Annotated in this window: 16 protein-coding genes and 1 tRNA gene; 12 read left to right on the forward strand and 5 right to left on the reverse strand. The window is 67.3% G+C overall.

The annotated features are described in order from the left end of the window. Nucleotides 1-151: 151 nt before the first annotated feature. On the forward strand, nucleotides 152-742 hold the full coding sequence (locus tag ABD260_RS00400; protein WP_344231246.1) for a TetR/AcrR family transcriptional regulator: 591 nt from the start codon (nucleotides 152-154) through the stop codon (nucleotides 740-742). Between the two features lie 2 nt (nucleotides 743-744). Continuing rightward, nucleotides 745-1,506: a CPBP family intramembrane glutamic endopeptidase gene (locus tag ABD260_RS00405; RefSeq protein WP_344231247.1), complete on the forward strand. Its 762-nt coding sequence runs from the start codon at nucleotides 745-747 to the stop codon at nucleotides 1,504-1,506. On the opposite strand, the gene ABD260_RS00410 is transcribed toward ABD260_RS00405, so the two are convergent. Beyond that, complete coding sequence (locus ABD260_RS00410; RefSeq protein WP_344231248.1) at nucleotides 1,441-2,235, reverse strand: SDR family NAD(P)-dependent oxidoreductase; 795 nt, start codon at nucleotides 2,233-2,235, stop codon at nucleotides 1,441-1,443. The two genes, ABD260_RS00405 and ABD260_RS00410, sit on opposite strands and share 66 nt — an antisense overlap. 118 nt (nucleotides 2,236-2,353) lie before the next feature. On the opposite strand from ABD260_RS00410, the gene ABD260_RS00415 reads away from it, so the two are divergent. The 4 genes from ABD260_RS00415 (at nucleotide 2,354) to ABD260_RS00430 (ending at nucleotide 6,058) form a co-directional block, all read left to right on the forward strand. After that, nucleotides 2,354-3,130, forward strand: a complete 777-nt coding sequence (locus ABD260_RS00415) for a hypothetical protein (RefSeq protein ID WP_344231249.1) — start codon at nucleotides 2,354-2,356, stop codon at nucleotides 3,128-3,130. Next, the gene (locus ABD260_RS00420) at nucleotides 3,127-3,963 is read left to right on the forward strand and encodes a DUF4097 family beta strand repeat-containing protein (RefSeq protein WP_344231251.1); all 837 of its coding nucleotides are present in this window, start codon (nucleotides 3,127-3,129) and stop codon (nucleotides 3,961-3,963) included. The genes ABD260_RS00415 and ABD260_RS00420 overlap by 4 nt, the downstream gene beginning before the upstream one ends. A gap of 112 nt (nucleotides 3,964-4,075) precedes the next feature. Beyond that, nucleotides 4,076-4,318, forward strand: a complete 243-nt coding sequence (locus ABD260_RS00425; RefSeq protein ID WP_344231252.1) for a hypothetical protein — start codon at nucleotides 4,076-4,078, stop codon at nucleotides 4,316-4,318. A gap of 240 nt (nucleotides 4,319-4,558) precedes the next feature. Then, nucleotides 4,559-6,058: a hypothetical protein gene (locus ABD260_RS00430; RefSeq protein WP_344231253.1), complete on the forward strand. Its 1,500-nt coding sequence runs from the start codon at nucleotides 4,559-4,561 to the stop codon at nucleotides 6,056-6,058. 66 nt (nucleotides 6,059-6,124) lie between these two features. On the opposite strand, the gene dcd is transcribed toward ABD260_RS00430, so the two are convergent. Together dcd and ABD260_RS00440 are read right to left on the reverse strand one after the other, a co-directional pair. Beyond that, nucleotides 6,125-6,700 (reverse strand): dCTP deaminase, encoded by a 576-nt coding sequence (dcd, locus tag ABD260_RS00435; protein ID WP_344231254.1) that lies wholly within the window; start codon nucleotides 6,698-6,700, stop codon nucleotides 6,125-6,127. A 279-nt stretch (nucleotides 6,701-6,979) separates the two neighbouring features. Continuing rightward, nucleotides 6,980-7,420 carry a MarR family winged helix-turn-helix transcriptional regulator gene (locus tag ABD260_RS00440; protein WP_184839283.1) on the reverse strand — a complete coding sequence of 147 codons (441 nt, stop codon included), beginning with the start codon at nucleotides 7,418-7,420 and terminating at the stop codon, nucleotides 6,980-6,982. A gap of 335 nt (nucleotides 7,421-7,755) precedes the next feature. On the opposite strand from ABD260_RS00440, the gene ABD260_RS00445 reads away from it, so the two are divergent. From ABD260_RS00445 to ABD260_RS00465, 5 genes are all read left to right on the forward strand, one after another. Then, nucleotides 7,756-7,829 (forward strand) — tRNA-Gly (locus ABD260_RS00445). A 686-nt stretch (nucleotides 7,830-8,515) separates the two neighbouring features. After that, entirely contained in the window at nucleotides 8,516-9,712 is a 1,197-nt protein-coding gene (locus tag ABD260_RS00450) for a helix-turn-helix domain-containing protein (protein WP_344231255.1), read from the forward strand. A gap of 219 nt (nucleotides 9,713-9,931) precedes the next feature. Further along, nucleotides 9,932-10,105, forward strand: coding sequence for a hypothetical protein (locus ABD260_RS00455; RefSeq protein WP_344231256.1), 174 nt, complete (start codon nucleotides 9,932-9,934; stop codon nucleotides 10,103-10,105). Continuing rightward, nucleotides 10,102-10,419, forward strand: a complete 318-nt coding sequence (locus tag ABD260_RS00460; RefSeq protein WP_344231257.1) for a hypothetical protein — start codon at nucleotides 10,102-10,104, stop codon at nucleotides 10,417-10,419. The genes ABD260_RS00455 and ABD260_RS00460 overlap by 4 nt, the downstream gene beginning before the upstream one ends. A 793-nt stretch (nucleotides 10,420-11,212) precedes the next feature. Next, nucleotides 11,213-11,764, forward strand: a complete 552-nt coding sequence (locus ABD260_RS00465) for a hypothetical protein (protein WP_344231258.1) — start codon at nucleotides 11,213-11,215, stop codon at nucleotides 11,762-11,764. Here ABD260_RS00465 and ABD260_RS00470 read toward each other — a convergent pair. Together ABD260_RS00470 and ABD260_RS00475 are read right to left on the reverse strand one after the other, a co-directional pair. After that, nucleotides 11,740-12,015: a hypothetical protein gene (locus ABD260_RS00470; RefSeq protein ID WP_344231259.1), complete on the reverse strand. Its 276-nt coding sequence runs from the start codon at nucleotides 12,013-12,015 to the stop codon at nucleotides 11,740-11,742. The two genes, ABD260_RS00465 and ABD260_RS00470, sit on opposite strands and share 25 nt — an antisense overlap. Nucleotides 12,016-12,505: 490 nt before the next feature. Then, nucleotides 12,506-12,994, reverse strand: a complete 489-nt coding sequence (locus tag ABD260_RS00475; RefSeq protein WP_344231260.1) for a DUF6326 family protein — start codon at nucleotides 12,992-12,994, stop codon at nucleotides 12,506-12,508. A gap of 160 nt (nucleotides 12,995-13,154) precedes the next feature. Between ABD260_RS00475 and ABD260_RS00480 the strand changes: the two genes are divergently transcribed. Next, on the forward strand, nucleotides 13,155-14,288 hold the full coding sequence (locus ABD260_RS00480) for a sensor histidine kinase (protein ID WP_344231261.1): 1,134 nt from the start codon (nucleotides 13,155-13,157) through the stop codon (nucleotides 14,286-14,288).

Consider the following 14,288-nt stretch of genomic DNA (forward strand, 5'->3'; position numbering starts at 1 on the left):
GGACGGGTGGACCGGACTGCGGGCTCGCGGTCCGGACCCCTCTCCAGGTATCCGAATCCTCACCCTTTGTCACTGACTAACTGAGCGAACAAGGATCTGTTACGATTTCGTGTATTAGCGAATGGCAATTCACAAACTCGGAGGTACCGACATGGCCCGGCCCCGGCTGGTGAGCGACGACGCGATCCTGGATGCGACGCGTCAGGTGCTGGCCGAGCTCGGACCGGTCAAACTGACCCTCGCGGCGGTCGGGGCCAAGGTCGGGCTGGCGCCGCCGACCCTGATGCAGCGGTTCGGGTCCAAGCGCGGTCTGCTGCTCGCCTCCGCCGCACGATCACCGCTGATGGTCCAGTACGCGGCCGAACAGGCGGCGGCCCAGGACGGGTCGCCGCTGGCCAACCTCCGGTACTTCGCCCTGTCCGCCGTCGCCCACATCACCCGCCGCGAGGAGCTCGGCAACGGGCTTGGGTTCGTCCAGCTCGATATCGCCGACCCGGAGTTCCGGCGGCACGCGCTGGCGTACTCGGCGGCGATCGTGGACGTCTGCGACCGCTTCTACCGCGCCGCGATCGAGGCCGGCGAGCTCCGCCCGGACACCGACGTCCCGGCGCTGGCGCGGCACACCCTTGTCTGTTTCGACGGCTCGCTCCAGGTCTGGGCGGTGAACGGCTGGGGCTCGTTGACCGAGTTCCTGACCGAGCAGCTCGACCTGATGATCGCGCCCTACCTCAACCAGGAGTAACGGTGTTCTTGCGAGTGGTGGTCTTCTACCTGGCCACGATGACTTTCAGCGGCCTGCTGAACGCGTTGCAGTCGGCAACCGGTCCGAGTACGGACCTGATCCAGCTGGTGCAGTTCGCGCCGGCGCTCGGTGTGGGCGTGATGTACCTGCTCTTCCGCCGGACGACCAGGGTCGCCGCGCGCTTCACGCCGGTCCCGATGGTGGCCGGGCGCAGCGCTCTGGTCGTCGGCATCGTCACGGCGGCGATGCTCGTGTCCGTCCTGGTGCATGTGATCGCCGGGCAGACCTGGCGGGCGGAGAGCCTGCCGTTCCCGGTCTGGGCGCTGGTGATCACGATGCTGATCGGTGCCGCGGGCGAGGAGCTCGGCTGGCGCGCCTACCTGCAGCCGTACCTGCAGACGCGCTTCTCGGTGCTGCGTTCGTCGTTGATCGTCGGGCTGCTCTGGGGGTTCTGGCACATCGGTGGGTTCGCCAACGGAATCGTGTTCATGCTGCTGTTCGTGGTGATGGCGACGTCGATGTCGGTTGTGATGGGCGCGGTGCTCGCCGGCGCCCGGCGTACGAACCTGGTGATCGCCACCGTCATGCACGCCGCGGTGAACCTGTGGCTGATCGCGCTGTTCACCGAAGAGCAGGGCAACGTGTTCCCGATCGCGGTACTGGCCGTGGTCTGGGCGATCACCGCCTACGTGGTGCACTCAGTGCAGGTACGACGCTCCGTTGTAGTCCAGGACCGCTCCGCTCGCCCAGTTCGCCTCGGCTGACGCGAGCCAATGGATCGCCTTTCCGACCTCCTCGGCGGTGGCGACGCGACCGAACGGGCTCTGCGCCCGGATCGCGTCCCCGCCGGGACCGGTCAGGAACGTCTCGGTCATGTCGGTGGCGATGAGCCCGGGCGCGATTGACGTCACGGTGATGTCATGGGGCGCCAGTGATGCCGCCAGGGACTGCCCGAGCGCGTGCAGTCCCGCCTTGGAGGCCCCGTACGCCGGGACGTCAGGCTCACCCCGGTACGCGCCGCGGGAGCCGACGTTGACGATCGCACCCCGGCGTACGCCGTCCGTGGGCTCGTTGTCGAGCATCTGCCGGGCCACGCACCAGGTCACATGCGCGGCGCCTTCGAGGTTGACGGCGAGCGTACGGCGCCAGGTCGCGACCCAGTCTTCGTAGGACGTTTCCGGTAGTGGATGGCCGACCCGGCGAGAGCCCGCGACCGGTTCGTCGACGAACATCGCGGCATTGTTGACCAGGACATCGATCCGGCCCAGTACGGCGGCCGAATCCCCTACCAGGGCAGGGATTGCGGCCGGATCGCCGAGGTCAGCGGCGACCACCGCATGGCCCTCGCCGGGCAGTCCGGCGCGAACCTGTTCGGCGCGTTCGACGGCACCTCGGCAGTGCAGTACGACCCGGTCGCCGGCGGCTGCGAACGCGTACGCGGCCGCCGCCCCGACACCTCTGGACGCACCGGTGATGAGTACTCCTCTGGACACGTTTCCTCCCTGGCCGACACAGTCTGGCTGCGTGACATTGTGCCGGTGCCGCCACTTTGACGGCTTAATGACATCACTGGGGTTGACAGTGACGTCACTATGACGCCATGATTGCGTCATGGAACTTGACCATTACCTCGAGTCGGTCCGGCGGAGCGTTGAGAACGCCACCGCCCTGGCCGACGAGCAAACTCGCTCCGTGGCTCAGCGCCTCGGGGCAACGCTGGATGACGCGGGCCGGCTGGCCCTCATCTCAGCCCTGTCCGACGCCGCCGGGGAGATCAGCCGTGAGCTGTCCCCGGGCTCGGTCGAACTGCGGATGGCCGGTGGCCGCCCGGAGTTCGTGGTCACGCCGGCTCCCAGCCAGCTGACCGGTCCGGACGAGACCGATGACGACATCGACGACGAGCCGGACACCGAGACTGCCGAGCAGTTCGTACCGGACGCCGACGAGCCGACCGCGCGGATCACGCTGCGGCTGCCGATGTCGATCAAGAACAAGGTGGACGAAGCCGCCACCGCCGAGGGCATCTCCTCGAACGCGTGGCTGATGCGCACCGTGATGACCGAGCTCAGCGACCGTCGCCGTGGCGGCCGCCCGCCGCGGCCACCGCGCCCGCCGCGCGGCCCGGTGTTCGGCCCGGAGGGCCCGCTGGGTCCGAACGGACCGCTCGGACCCGAGGGCGTCTTCGGCCCGAACGGCGTGTTCGGCCCGAACGGACCGTTCGGTGATGAGGGTGTCTTCGGCCCGGACCGCGGCCGCTGGGAGCGGGACCGCCGCCGGGACGACCGGGACCGCCGCCGGGAGGACAAGGACCGCCGCCGGGAGGACAAAGACCAGCGCCGCCGGGGCGGGCACGGCCCGGGCCAACGCGTGACGGGGTGGGCCGAATGAACGGCTTCAGCACCCAGATCAACGACGGCGAGAACGACCGGATCGACCGCGTCCGGATCGACATCGGCTCCGGCCGGGTCGAGCTGGTCGCCAACACCGAAGGCGAAGGCACCGCCGCGGCGATCGAGGTCGACAGCGGCCCGGAGGAGGACGTCATCGTCGAGGTCGTCGACGGTGAGCTGATCGTCGAAGGACCGCGGAACGTTCGCCGCGGGCCGGAGATCCAGGTCCGGATCGCCACCTCCGCGGTCCTGGCGGCCCGGATCAAGACCGGGTCCGGCGACATCGTCGTGGACGTGCCGCTGGGTCCGGCCCGGTTGAACACCGGCTCCGGTGACGTACGGCTGGATCGCGTCGAGGGGGACCTCGGCGTCAACACGGGCAGTGGTGACGTACGCGTCGGGCATGTCGCCGGCGTGGCCCGGGTGACCACCGGCTCCGGGTCGGTGGAGGTCGACGAGGCCGGTGACGCGCTCGGTTTGAGCACCGGCTCCGGTGACGTCAAGGTCGGCGACGCCTCCGGCCCGACCACCATCAAGGTCGGCTCGGGGGACATCACCGTCGAGCGCATCCGCGACCACTCGGTCGCCACCTCCGGTTCCGGCGACGTCAAGGTCGAGCTCGCCGACGCACCGAGCGTCCAGGCCGAAACGGCCCGCGGCGACGTCCAGATCGGGGTACCGGACGGTCTCCCGACGTACCTGGACCTGAAGACGGTCACCGGCCGGATCCGGTGCGACCTGCAGCCCGGCCAGCAGCCCGCCGAGGGTGAACGCGCCCTGATGCTGCGCGCCCGCACGGTCTCCGGCGACATCACCGTCGTCAAGGTCTGACCTCAGCCACACCCACTACAGGTCCCGCCGCCGCTGCTCAATGCGGCGGGACCTGGGCGAAGCACTGCCGAAAACACCATCAGCACGGGGACGAAGCGAGGGGAGCACGATCATGATCAGCGAACAGCAGGAAGTTGCCCGGTACCGCGTTGCCGAGCAGGTGCGGGCGGCGGAGGCGCGGGCTCACCGCTCCGACCGGCAGCCGCGGGGCGGACCGCGGAAGGGACTGGCCGCCGCGCTGAGGCGGCTCGCCGACAAGCTGGAGCCGGTCCGCAGTACCTCAGACTCCTTCAACCAGCCCCTGCCCGGGCCACAGCCCCGCCACCGCGGGACCGGGCTCTCCATCGTCCGATGAACGGCCTACCGCTGACGGGCGCGCCACTTACCGGCGTACCGCTGCCTGGCCTGCCGGTGGGCGGTGGCTCCGAGCTGTACGCGCTGTTGGTGCGGCTCGGCTTGGTGAACCCGCGACAGGCAGCAACCGGTAGTTCTGCAGCTTCCTGCAACCCCTGTGGATAAACCCCTGACGGACCCGCGCGCACTGCTAGCGTTCAGTCGATCATTCTCGGTCGACTTTTGGGGAGAGTAACCAACGATGTTGCGTCCGCTGGTGGCAACCACTGCCGTCACCGCCGCCCTGATCCTGCTCGCCGGCTGCGGCGGCAACGACAAGAAGGCCGAGTCCGGCAACAGCAACGGACAATCCAGCGCCTCCCCGACCCCCACCGCACCGAGCATCCCCGAGTTCGACCCGCCCAAGGCCTTCACCGCCGCCGCGGCGTTCCCGGTGTCCAAGGTCCAGACCCGCGACTTCTACGACTCGGCCAGAGCAGGCATGGTCGGTCAGGTGGCCCTGGTCGGCCACCGCGACGGCCTGATCGGCAACAACGTCGCCGACCCGAGCAAGTCCTGGGTGGTCAAGTCGACCGCGGCGGAGACGACCACGGTCAGCGACGTGACCGCGCCGGTGGGCGTCAAGGTCGACGGCAAGGACATCGCGGTCGTCGCGTACGCGGAGGCCGACAAGGGCAACGGTACGCAGAAGCCGCAGGGCCTGGTGCTGATCCAGTGGATCGACGTGGACTCCGGGCAGAAGCTCGTCGAGATCTCCACGCCGGTGAGCACCGTGAACGGGACCGGCCCGACGGCGCAGGGCACGCCGAACCTGCAGGGCCTTCAGTACGACCCGGAGAACGGCCAAGTCGCGATCGGGGTCGGCGCGGACGGCAACAAGACGTTGTTCGCGGACCCGAAGACGAAGAAGGTGACCGTCATTCCAGGGATCGTCGCGGCCGCCGTACACGATGGTGTCGTCGCCGGGTCCAAGGTTTCGAGCGACCGGTCGAACCCCGACGGAACGGTCGTGCTCGCGGACGGCGCGAGCGGAAAGATCACGAAGCAGGTGCCGCTGAAGCAGCGGAACCTGGTGCCGCTCGCCGGTGGCGCCAAGCACGCGTACTTCTACGGCACGGTCTACAAGGACAACAATTACGGGGGTGAGGACGTCGCCTCGCTCTTCTCCGTCGACCTGACGACCGGTGCGGTGGTGAAGTCGGTGCCCGAGCTGTCGGCGCGGGACTCCAGCGGCTACAGCTGCCTGTGGGACGAGGCGAGCGCGATCATCTGCCGGGAGAACGCGGCCACCGGGCACAGCGAGATCTTCGGATTCGACGACACCACCGGCAAGAAGGCCTGGGGCTGGACCACCAAGTCCGGGAGCCGCGTCGTGCCCGACCTGGGCACGGCGTTTCACGGCGTCGCGTACGTGCAGACCGAGAAGAAGGCCGTGCTGCTGGACGCGAACACCGGCCAGGACCTGCCGAGCGGAGCACCGTCCGGCGGCCCGAGCGAGTCCGCCGGCAGCACGCCCTCCGACGGAAGCTCCCCGACATCCGGTGACACGCCGTCGGACGGCAGCTCTCCGTCGGACGGCGCGTCCGCCGGCGGCAGCGACATGAGCCAGTACAGCGGCACCCAGGGGTCACCCGACGCGGTATCGCGGTACGGCGGTGTCTACACGCAGACGCCGCAGAGCAGCGGCTACGGCAGCTCGGAGCTCGAGACGATCCTGGTCTACCTGAAACCGACCGCCTGACACAGAGCAAGGCCCCGGGACCGATTGGCGGTTCCCGGGGCCTTGGTGTTTGCGGTGTTTCTGCGGTCAGATGTCGGAGCGGTGGAAGTTGCGGTACGAGCGGGACGGTGTCGGGCCGCGCTGGCCCTGGTACCGGGAGCCGTACTTGGCCGAACCGTAGGGGTGCTCGGCCGGGGAGGACAGCCGGAAGAAGCACAGCTGGCCGATCTTCATACCGGGCCAGAGCTTGATCGGGAGGGTGGCGACGTTCGACAGTTCGAGGGTCACGTGCCCGGAGAAGCCGGGGTCGATGAAGCCGGCGGTCGAGTGCGTCAGCAGGCCCAGCCGGCCGAGTGACGACTTGCCCTCGAGCCGGGCGGCGACATCGTCGGGCAAGGTGACCAGCTCGTACGTCGAGCCGAGCACGAACTCGCCAGGATGCAGGATGAACGGTTCCTCGCCGTCGGGTTCCACCAGCCGGGTCAGATCCGGCTGTTCCTCGGCGGGGTCGATATGCGGGTACTTGTGGTTCTCGAACACCCGGAAGAAGCGGTCCAGCCGTACGTCGACGCTCGACGGCTGCACCATCGCAGCATCGAACGGTTCCAGCGCGACCCGCTTCGCGTCGAGCTCGGCCAGGATGTCTCGGTCGGAGAGCAGCACGGTCGCACGTTAGCAGCGTGCTGCCCGTCCGCACAGTCGCGCTGCCCGTCGGTGCAGTCGCAAGGTGCTTCAGGCCCGCCACATTCGCGGGGTCAACCTCTCAAATGCACCCTTCGCCTCCCGCATGCGAGGGGCGAAGGGGCAAACGCCGAGGTTCACCTCTGACATTGCCCGGTGCTGGTGGCGAGTCATCCGGAGCCCTCAGCTCTCCGGCGGGACCGGCGCACCAGACCATGGGCCTGAGGCAACTACCCTGAGGCAACCACTTGGCCGGTCAGGTCAGTCGGCCAGCTTGTTGAACTTCGACACCTGGGTGGCGAAGGTCTTCACCTGCGTCGGCGACCAGTCCTTGAGCAGGTCCTCGATCACCTTGTGGCGCTTCTTCCGGGCCGCCGTCAGCTTCCGCTTGCCGGCCGCGGTCAGGGTCAGCAGGGTCGCGCGCGCGTCCGACTTGTCGGCCGCCCGCTTCAGCAGGCCCTCCTCCTCCAGCCGCGCGCAGGCCCGGCTGACCGGGCCCTTGTCCACCTCGAGCGCTGCCACCAGGTCGGCCATCCGCACCGGCGCCAGCTCCTCGACATGGTTCAGCAACGCGTACTGCGCCGGCTCCAGGTCCGGGTGTGCCTCGTCGGACAGCGTCCGCTGCAGACCACGCAGCCGCCGCGCCAACGTGACGAGCTCCTTCTCCAGGTTGTCCACCGCGTCAGTAGTGTCAGTTGCCACCGTTCACCCCTTCATCCAGTTGCCCCGCAACCATCTTGTCCGGTCCGTGCGAGGACCGCATCATCCTCACGTTGCGTCAAATGTTGCCCCCGGCAACGCGTTCTAATCTGCCAGAAGATGACCAACCTGCCCAGCCCTGAACGCGCCCTTTGTGAAAAACTGCCCAAGAACCCCCCGCGCAAACCGCCCGCACCCCGTTTTCGATGCACCCGGCCACCATCGAGCCCCTGACGCGGCAACAATCCACCCCAATCCGTCCCGCCGCGCGGACCCGACGTGCCGCCCGGCCCCCCGATCCGCTATGCTCGTCACCGCTGCCAGCACCACGGCAGCACGCGGGTGTAGTTCAATGGCAGAACATCAGCTTCCCAAGCTGACAGTGCGAGTTCGATTCTCGTCACCCGCTCCATTCGTCAAGACATAACAAAGCCCAGGCCGGAGCTGTAGCTCCCCAACCTGGGCTTCCGTTTGCTCGGGCATAGTCCTCCGCTTGATCTGCCCGTCCGGGGGCCGCCATCGTGGCCAGTGACCACCCGGCCACCGGCTGTAGCGAGCAAGTATGGTTTGCATCAAACGGTTGACTTGAGTACGCCGTTGGATGCGAGTACTCCGGCGCCCACTCCTTTGTCCGCTCCAGGGATGCGGCACAGGTTGGTCTTGAGGGATGGGCCTGCACCTTCAGCTCGGTTCGGGTACGCCGACCACCGTCGTCAGCGACAGCACCTGGTCAGCTACGAACTCGGCGACATCCGGGCGTACCTGGCACAAGAGGATGCCGACACTTTCTCGGACCCGCGCCTCTGGGCTCCCGACGAACGGGCCGCCTCGGCCTCCATTGGCCGCGCATCGACGTGTGACTCCGTAACTACTACCTCACAACAGCTTCAAGCACGTCCGTACGCTCGATCTTGCTGCGATATTTGAGCGAGTTGCCGAGGTGCCCGCGGCAGTCTAGCGCCGCGCATCCTGGCGCATCGGCAGGTCAAATGAGTCACACTGGTTCCATACTCGTCGGAGGAAGAATCGTGCAGGTATGCGGCGCAGCGGCATCTGTTGGCGATGCTGGACGAAGAGTCTGACAAGTAGGACGAGGCGATGGGCCACGTGGATGACGTTGGGGCGAGGATCGCTCTGCTTCGTAAGCATCGGAAGCTGACCCAACACGGTCTCGCAACGCTGGCGAACGTGTCGTACAGCCTGCTGACGAAGGTTGAGAGTGGCAGTCGGCCGGCAACGGAAGGATTTCTCGCGGCTTGCGCGCGGGCGCTCGGTGTCGAGGTCGCTGTGTTGCTGGACGATTCGTTGCCTGAAGCAACACAGGATCAGCGGTTGGGCAAGATGCTGAGTCGCGTACGCACTCAGCTCGACCTGTACGACTTGGAACCTGACGAGTCGATCACGCCCCGGCCGCTGCATGTGCTGCGGGAAGCCGTGCGCGGTGCCAATATCGTGGGCCAGGCGGCGCGGTACGAGTCGATGGTTCCGGTGCTCCCGGGTCTGTACGCCGAGCTGCATACGGCGGCGAACACGTGGACGGGTACCGATCGTGCTGACGCGTGGGGTCTGCTCGCGGAGGCGTACCGGTGTGCGCACACGGTGGGGATCGCGGCGGGTTATCCGGATCTGTCCTTGACTGCGCTGAACCGGATGGATTGGGCCGCCGGGCAGGCGGGGGATCGGGCGCCCGGTTTGCGGGCTGCGCGTGAGTACTTGCGTGTGACGGCGTACTTGCGGAAGCGCGACTATGAGACGTGCTGGAACTTGAACGCTGCCGGCCGGGCTCACCTTGAGGGGACGGACACGCGAACACCGGGGGCGTTGATCGCGTCTGGTCAGCTCTTCCTGGGCGCCGCTGTGCTGGCTGCACGGTCGGGGGATGCGTCAACGGTTCGCGACTACCTTGACGAGGCCGAGCGCTTCGCGGCTCGTACTGGTGAGGATCTGGAGACGTTCTGGTTCGGGTTCGGTCCGACCAATGTCGCCGCGCACCGGGTCATCACGATGATTGAACTGGGCGACTACTCGCACGCCATTCACCTGGGTGAGTTCATCCAGTTCCCTCGCGGGTGGCTGCCGACGCGGATCGGTCATCACCACTTCGACCTTGCCCGCGCGTACCAGCGACTGAATCTTCCTGATCATGCGGTGCGGCATCTGTACGCGGCCCGTCAGGTTGCTCCCGGGCAAGCACGCCGGCATCCGCACGTACGTGGCGTGGTGGTGGATCTGCTGTCCACGTCGCGGCATCCGTCCGAGTCCCTTACCCGGTACGCCGCCTGGATCGGTCTCTGACGAGCCGTCCGCGCTTTCACAAGCTGTGAAAGTTGCTGTCTTCACCCGCGGACACGATTGATCACGTAGCGCATCGATACCGCTACCGAAGCGCTTGCTTCGTCCTCAACGACAATGGGTGTTGATCATGGTTACGGCGTTCTGGTTCCTCGTACTTGCTGGTGCCGCCTTGGACGGTGTCCTTTTCGGGCTGCTGCGCCGGACTCGCGGGAACGCCTTATGAGCACGCCGGTCACGGAGCTGCCGTTGCGCCGGGTCTGTGTCTGGCTCGGTGAGCACAAGATCATCGATCACGTCTCCGAACCGGCAGCCGCGGCCCGCTTCGAGGCGGCGATCCAGCGCCAGTGCACGCGGCTGCGGGTGACGAGCGAGCCCGCTGGAGTTGAGCAGTGAGCGGCAAGGCGCCGGCGGTCGCGTACGTGAATGCGAACCTGTTCATCACCGAGTCCGAGGTGGCCAGGGTGCGCGAGAGCATGGAGCGCTTCGCGGACGAATGGTGCTACGACCTCGACTCGATCCATGTCGAAGACCGCGCCTCCGGCCGCAGTGCCTTCAACTCGATGGTCACGCGACTGACAACCGAGGACATCACGACTGTTCTGGTCCCGAGTCTCCACCACTTCGCTGGCATCGGTCACCCGATAGAGGTCAAAGACCACCTCCAGCTCCTCACGGCCGGGCGGGTCATCCCCACCGGCACCACCTGAGCGGCGGGGTTGGCGTGCCGATCCCTGTGTCCGCGTCAGCCCTGCCTTCCACTCCGCGCCCCTGCCTCGGTCACCCTCCTCAACTCCTCCCGAGCCAGGGGCGCGGTCACGACCAGGCCCACCCGAACGGACCAGCGATGCCGAAACCCACCCGGCCATCGCGACAGCCCTGCCCCGCCTGCAACGGCACGTCGTGGAAGGTCGTCCAGAAAACCCGCATCAAAAACGGCAAGGTAGTAACCGAGCCCGAACACGAACCCTGCACCGCCTGCAACGGCACCGGCTGGGCCAAGTAGCACCCCGGGAGGCCCACTTGCCGCAGTCATCGCCTTGGCTGCACCACCACCCGAGCCATCAGCCATGTGGGGGGGCTGCACCCGCGCGGCCAACCCGTACCGGCCACCTCAGCGCCCCGTCTGCCGGATTGACCTCTTAAGTATCAAGGCGCGCCGCAAGCGGCGCGCAGCGCGGCCCGGGCTTACGACCTCCGGCCGACGCCCTTCACCGCGCGCACCATCTGCGCAACGCCGATCCCCAACCGCTCACCCCGCCCACAGGCCCGATGCGGTTGTCCGGCTAAGGCCGGCGGTTCGGCCCCGTCCCCCTGGTCGCTCGATCGTACGGCCAGCACGCCACGCATCAAGAGCGCCTACGGCGTCCCTACGGGATCGGCAAGCCGACTCTTGACCCGCACCGCGCTGACCTGGATTGGCAGCTATCAGGAGGACGGGGCAGGTGTGGCGGTCGGCTGCCAGGCTTTGCGAGAACAAGGAGGTCGCGATTCCATTGGTCCATGCTTCGACTCACTCTCGATACCTACTGCGTCATCGTCGCGGCACAGGACCTGACACACCGAGCGGAGATCGACCAACTCGTTGACCTGGCTCAGGCCGGGAAGATCGAGTTGTGGCTAACCACGGCCTACGCGTACGACCAGTCGACTGCGCCCGCTGACAAGCATGCTGTGAATCTCGCGTGGCTCGCTGAACGTCCCTGCATTGGAACCCTGCCCGGACCGTTCCGCATTGGTCTGTCGCCGATCGGCGGCCACGACGTCATCTCACCCGACAGCATGAAGAGTGCGGACGAGAAGATCAGAGCGATCGTGCTGCCCGAATTGCTCGCTGCGGGCAAGATGCCGGCCGGGAGACGGATGCATGATGTCCAGCATTTGTCCGCGCACCACATGGCTGGAAATGACGCATTCGTCACCAACGATCACGACATGCTGACGAAGCAGGCGGCGCTTCAATCCGAGGTGGGAATCACTGTGCTCAACCCAGCAGCCGCAGTGACTCTAGCTACGGGCCAGGGTTCCGCTCACGATGGTTCGAACGCCTCGTAGGTGAACGGTGCGTACTGGTTCACGAGGTCGAACGGGAGTCTGTAGCTGAACTGGTCGTGCCTGTGGCTTTCAGCGACATCATCGGGTAGCTCGACAATGACCCACCATCCTGCGCCACGGGCGGTTGGCGACTCCTTCGTCCCGGCAAACCACGAATGGCCAACCGACTGCTTGTCGGTGGCTGTCACCGCGAAGCCTTCGAATTCAATGCCAGCCTTCCCCGCCTCGTCGGTCCGGTGGTACAAGCGCATGGGACAGACGCTAGCCCACTACGTCGTTGGGCGCTGCTACTCGTGCCATTGGCGTGCCATTACGGGGGGCCTGGTGGGGGTAGTGCAGGCCGGTGGGGGACGGTTGGGCCGGGCGGGGGTGAGCGTTGACGCGGGGGTGTGGAGTGATTCCCAAGCTGACAGTGCGAGTTCGATTCTCGTCACCCGCTCCATTCGTCAAGACATAACAAAGCCCAGGCCGGAGCTGTAGCTCCCCAACCTGGGCTTCCGTTTGTTCGGGCATCGACCGAGCGACCGTGCCATCAACTCGCCATTGGCCGACCAGGATGCCGGGGGTGCCGGCGGGGCCAGTTACCGCCCGGCCACCTGCTGTAGCGGGTGGATTTGGTTTGCATCAAACGGTTGACTTGAGGCAGGGCGTTGGCTGCGGAGGCTTCGCTCGGTGTCGAGGTGGTTGGACTGTTGGATGAGTCGTTGCCTGGAGCAACTCAGGATCAGCGGTTGGGTAGATTCAGGCTTGGTGCTGGGGGCGGGCGGTTTCGTGGTTCGGGCTGGTGGTGATGGGCGCCGGTGGTGTGGTGTGGGGCCAGGTCCAGGCGTGGTGGAGGATGGTGGCCAGGAGGATCAGTTCCAGGGCGATGCCGAGGCCGTAGAAGAGCAGCCAGGATTCGCCCAGGGCGTTGAATGCGGTGACGGGGATGTACAGCGCGGCCACGATGAGGTTTGCGAGGCGGCTCGCGCGGGCGGGCAGCGTCGTCGACAGGGCGATCATGAGGATCGGGACGGCCATCAGGGTCAGTGCCGTGGCCGAAAAGGTCTGGGAGAGGGCGAACTCGAAGACCTTGCCGTCGAGGATGTCTTTGACGACGCCGGGCGTGAAGAAGTTGAGAATGTCCACGTACGCGTACAGGAACATGAAGCTTGTCCACGCCGCGGCGAGCTTGGCTCTCACCGGGACCGGCGGGTCGTCCAGTTGGGTGGTGGGTTGACGTGTGCTCATCCTGGGCTCCGTGTCTGGTGAGGATCGGTGCGTCCACGATCGCTGGGCCCCGCGGCGGCCGCATCGGCCCGGAGGCCGGAGGTCGCCTGGCCGATAGCACGGTCTCGCTCTAGTTCTTTCGGTTGGTACGCCGAGGGTCACCGACCCCTACGCTGGAGCGGTGGACACTGGCCGGCGCTCCCTCTGGTACGAGCCTCGGCCTGCTGACGCCCCACCCATCGGTCGGTTCGACTGGTTGCTGGTGGGCGTTTTCGCGGCCGCCGTCTTGGTCGAGGGGATCGTTCGGCCGGGCTTGGCGTGGCGACCACTTGTGACGGTGCTCGCCCTGGCGTTGGTGCCTGCCCTGCTCTGGCGGCGGGGCCACCCCCTGATGACCGCCCTGGCCGGGTGGAGCGTCGCCGGGCTGCTCTCGGTCTTCCAGCTGACCGCGCATGCCGGGGACCTCGGCCTCTACTCCATGATGGCCGTCCTGATCCTGCTCTATTCCCTGGTGCGGTGGGGCTCGGGACGGGAGATGGTCTTGGGGACGGCGTTCGTGGCAGTCGTCGTCGCGCTGGGGATCTACGCCTCCTCCGCGGGCCGGGCCGATGCTTTCGGCGGCAGCGTCCTCTTGCTGTTGTTCGTTGCCCTCGCGGCGGTGTTCCGCTATCGCGCGGACCTCTGGCATCGCCAGCAGCGCGAGATCCGCAATCGGGAGCGGGTGGCGCTGGCTCGCGAGCTGCACGACACCGTGGCCCACCATGTCTCGGCCATCGCGGTGCAGGCGCAGGCCGGTGGCGTGGTCGCAGGCCTTCAGCCTGAGAAGGCTGCCGAGGTCCTGGCCGCGATCGAGTCTGAAGCGTCCCGAACCCTGGCGGAGATGAGATCCATGGTGCGCGTGCTGCGTGAGGAGGAAGCCGTCGCGTACTCACCGCAGCGGGGTGTTGCGGACCTGCCTGCTCTGGCGCGCGCCGGCGTGACACCCACCGTCGAGGTCGCGCTGTACGGTTCGTTGAGCCGGCTGGCGCTACCCGTGGACACCGCGCTCTACCGGCTCGCGCAGGAGTCGCTGACCAACGCCGTACGGCATGCTCGGGGCGCGACCCGCGTCCGGATCGACGTACGCCGCGAGGGCGACGCTGTCAGACTGCGTGTCAGCGACGACGGACAGACCGGGCCGGGGCCGGCTCCGGAGCCTGGGTTCGGCCTGCAGGGCATGGCCGAACGCGCCCAACTCCTCGGCGGATCGTTCTGCGCGGGGCCGGGGCCCGAGGGTGGCTGGGTGGTCGAGGCCGTGCTACCGGTGGAGGCGTGA

Origin of the sequence: Kribbella hippodromi (genome assembly GCF_039531045.1) — a bacterium.
GTDB lineage: Bacteria > Actinomycetota > Actinomycetes > Propionibacteriales > Kribbellaceae > Kribbella > Kribbella hippodromi.

Coding starts and splice junctions, on each gene's coding strand:
- ABD260_RS00475 (WP_344231260.1), bottom strand. CDS start 12,994: ATGAGCACACGTCAACCCACCACCCAACTGGACGACCCGCCGGTCCCG.
- ABD260_RS00400 (WP_344231246.1), top strand. CDS start 152: ATGGCCCGGCCCCGGCTGGTGAGCGACGACGCGATCCTGGATGCGACG.
- ABD260_RS00425 (WP_344231252.1), top strand. CDS start 4,076: ATGATCAGCGAACAGCAGGAAGTTGCCCGGTACCGCGTTGCCGAGCAG.
- ABD260_RS00420 (WP_344231251.1), top strand. CDS start 3,127: ATGAACGGCTTCAGCACCCAGATCAACGACGGCGAGAACGACCGGATC.
- ABD260_RS00465 (WP_344231258.1), top strand. CDS start 11,213: ATGCTTCGACTCACTCTCGATACCTACTGCGTCATCGTCGCGGCACAG.
- ABD260_RS00470 (WP_344231259.1), bottom strand. CDS start 12,015: ATGCGCTTGTACCACCGGACCGACGAGGCGGGGAAGGCTGGCATTGAA.
- ABD260_RS00450 (WP_344231255.1), top strand. CDS start 8,516: ATGGGCCACGTGGATGACGTTGGGGCGAGGATCGCTCTGCTTCGTAAG.
- ABD260_RS00455 (WP_344231256.1), top strand. CDS start 9,932: ATGAGCACGCCGGTCACGGAGCTGCCGTTGCGCCGGGTCTGTGTCTGG.
- ABD260_RS00430 (WP_344231253.1), top strand. CDS start 4,559: ATGTTGCGTCCGCTGGTGGCAACCACTGCCGTCACCGCCGCCCTGATC.
- ABD260_RS00415 (WP_344231249.1), top strand. CDS start 2,354: ATGGAACTTGACCATTACCTCGAGTCGGTCCGGCGGAGCGTTGAGAAC.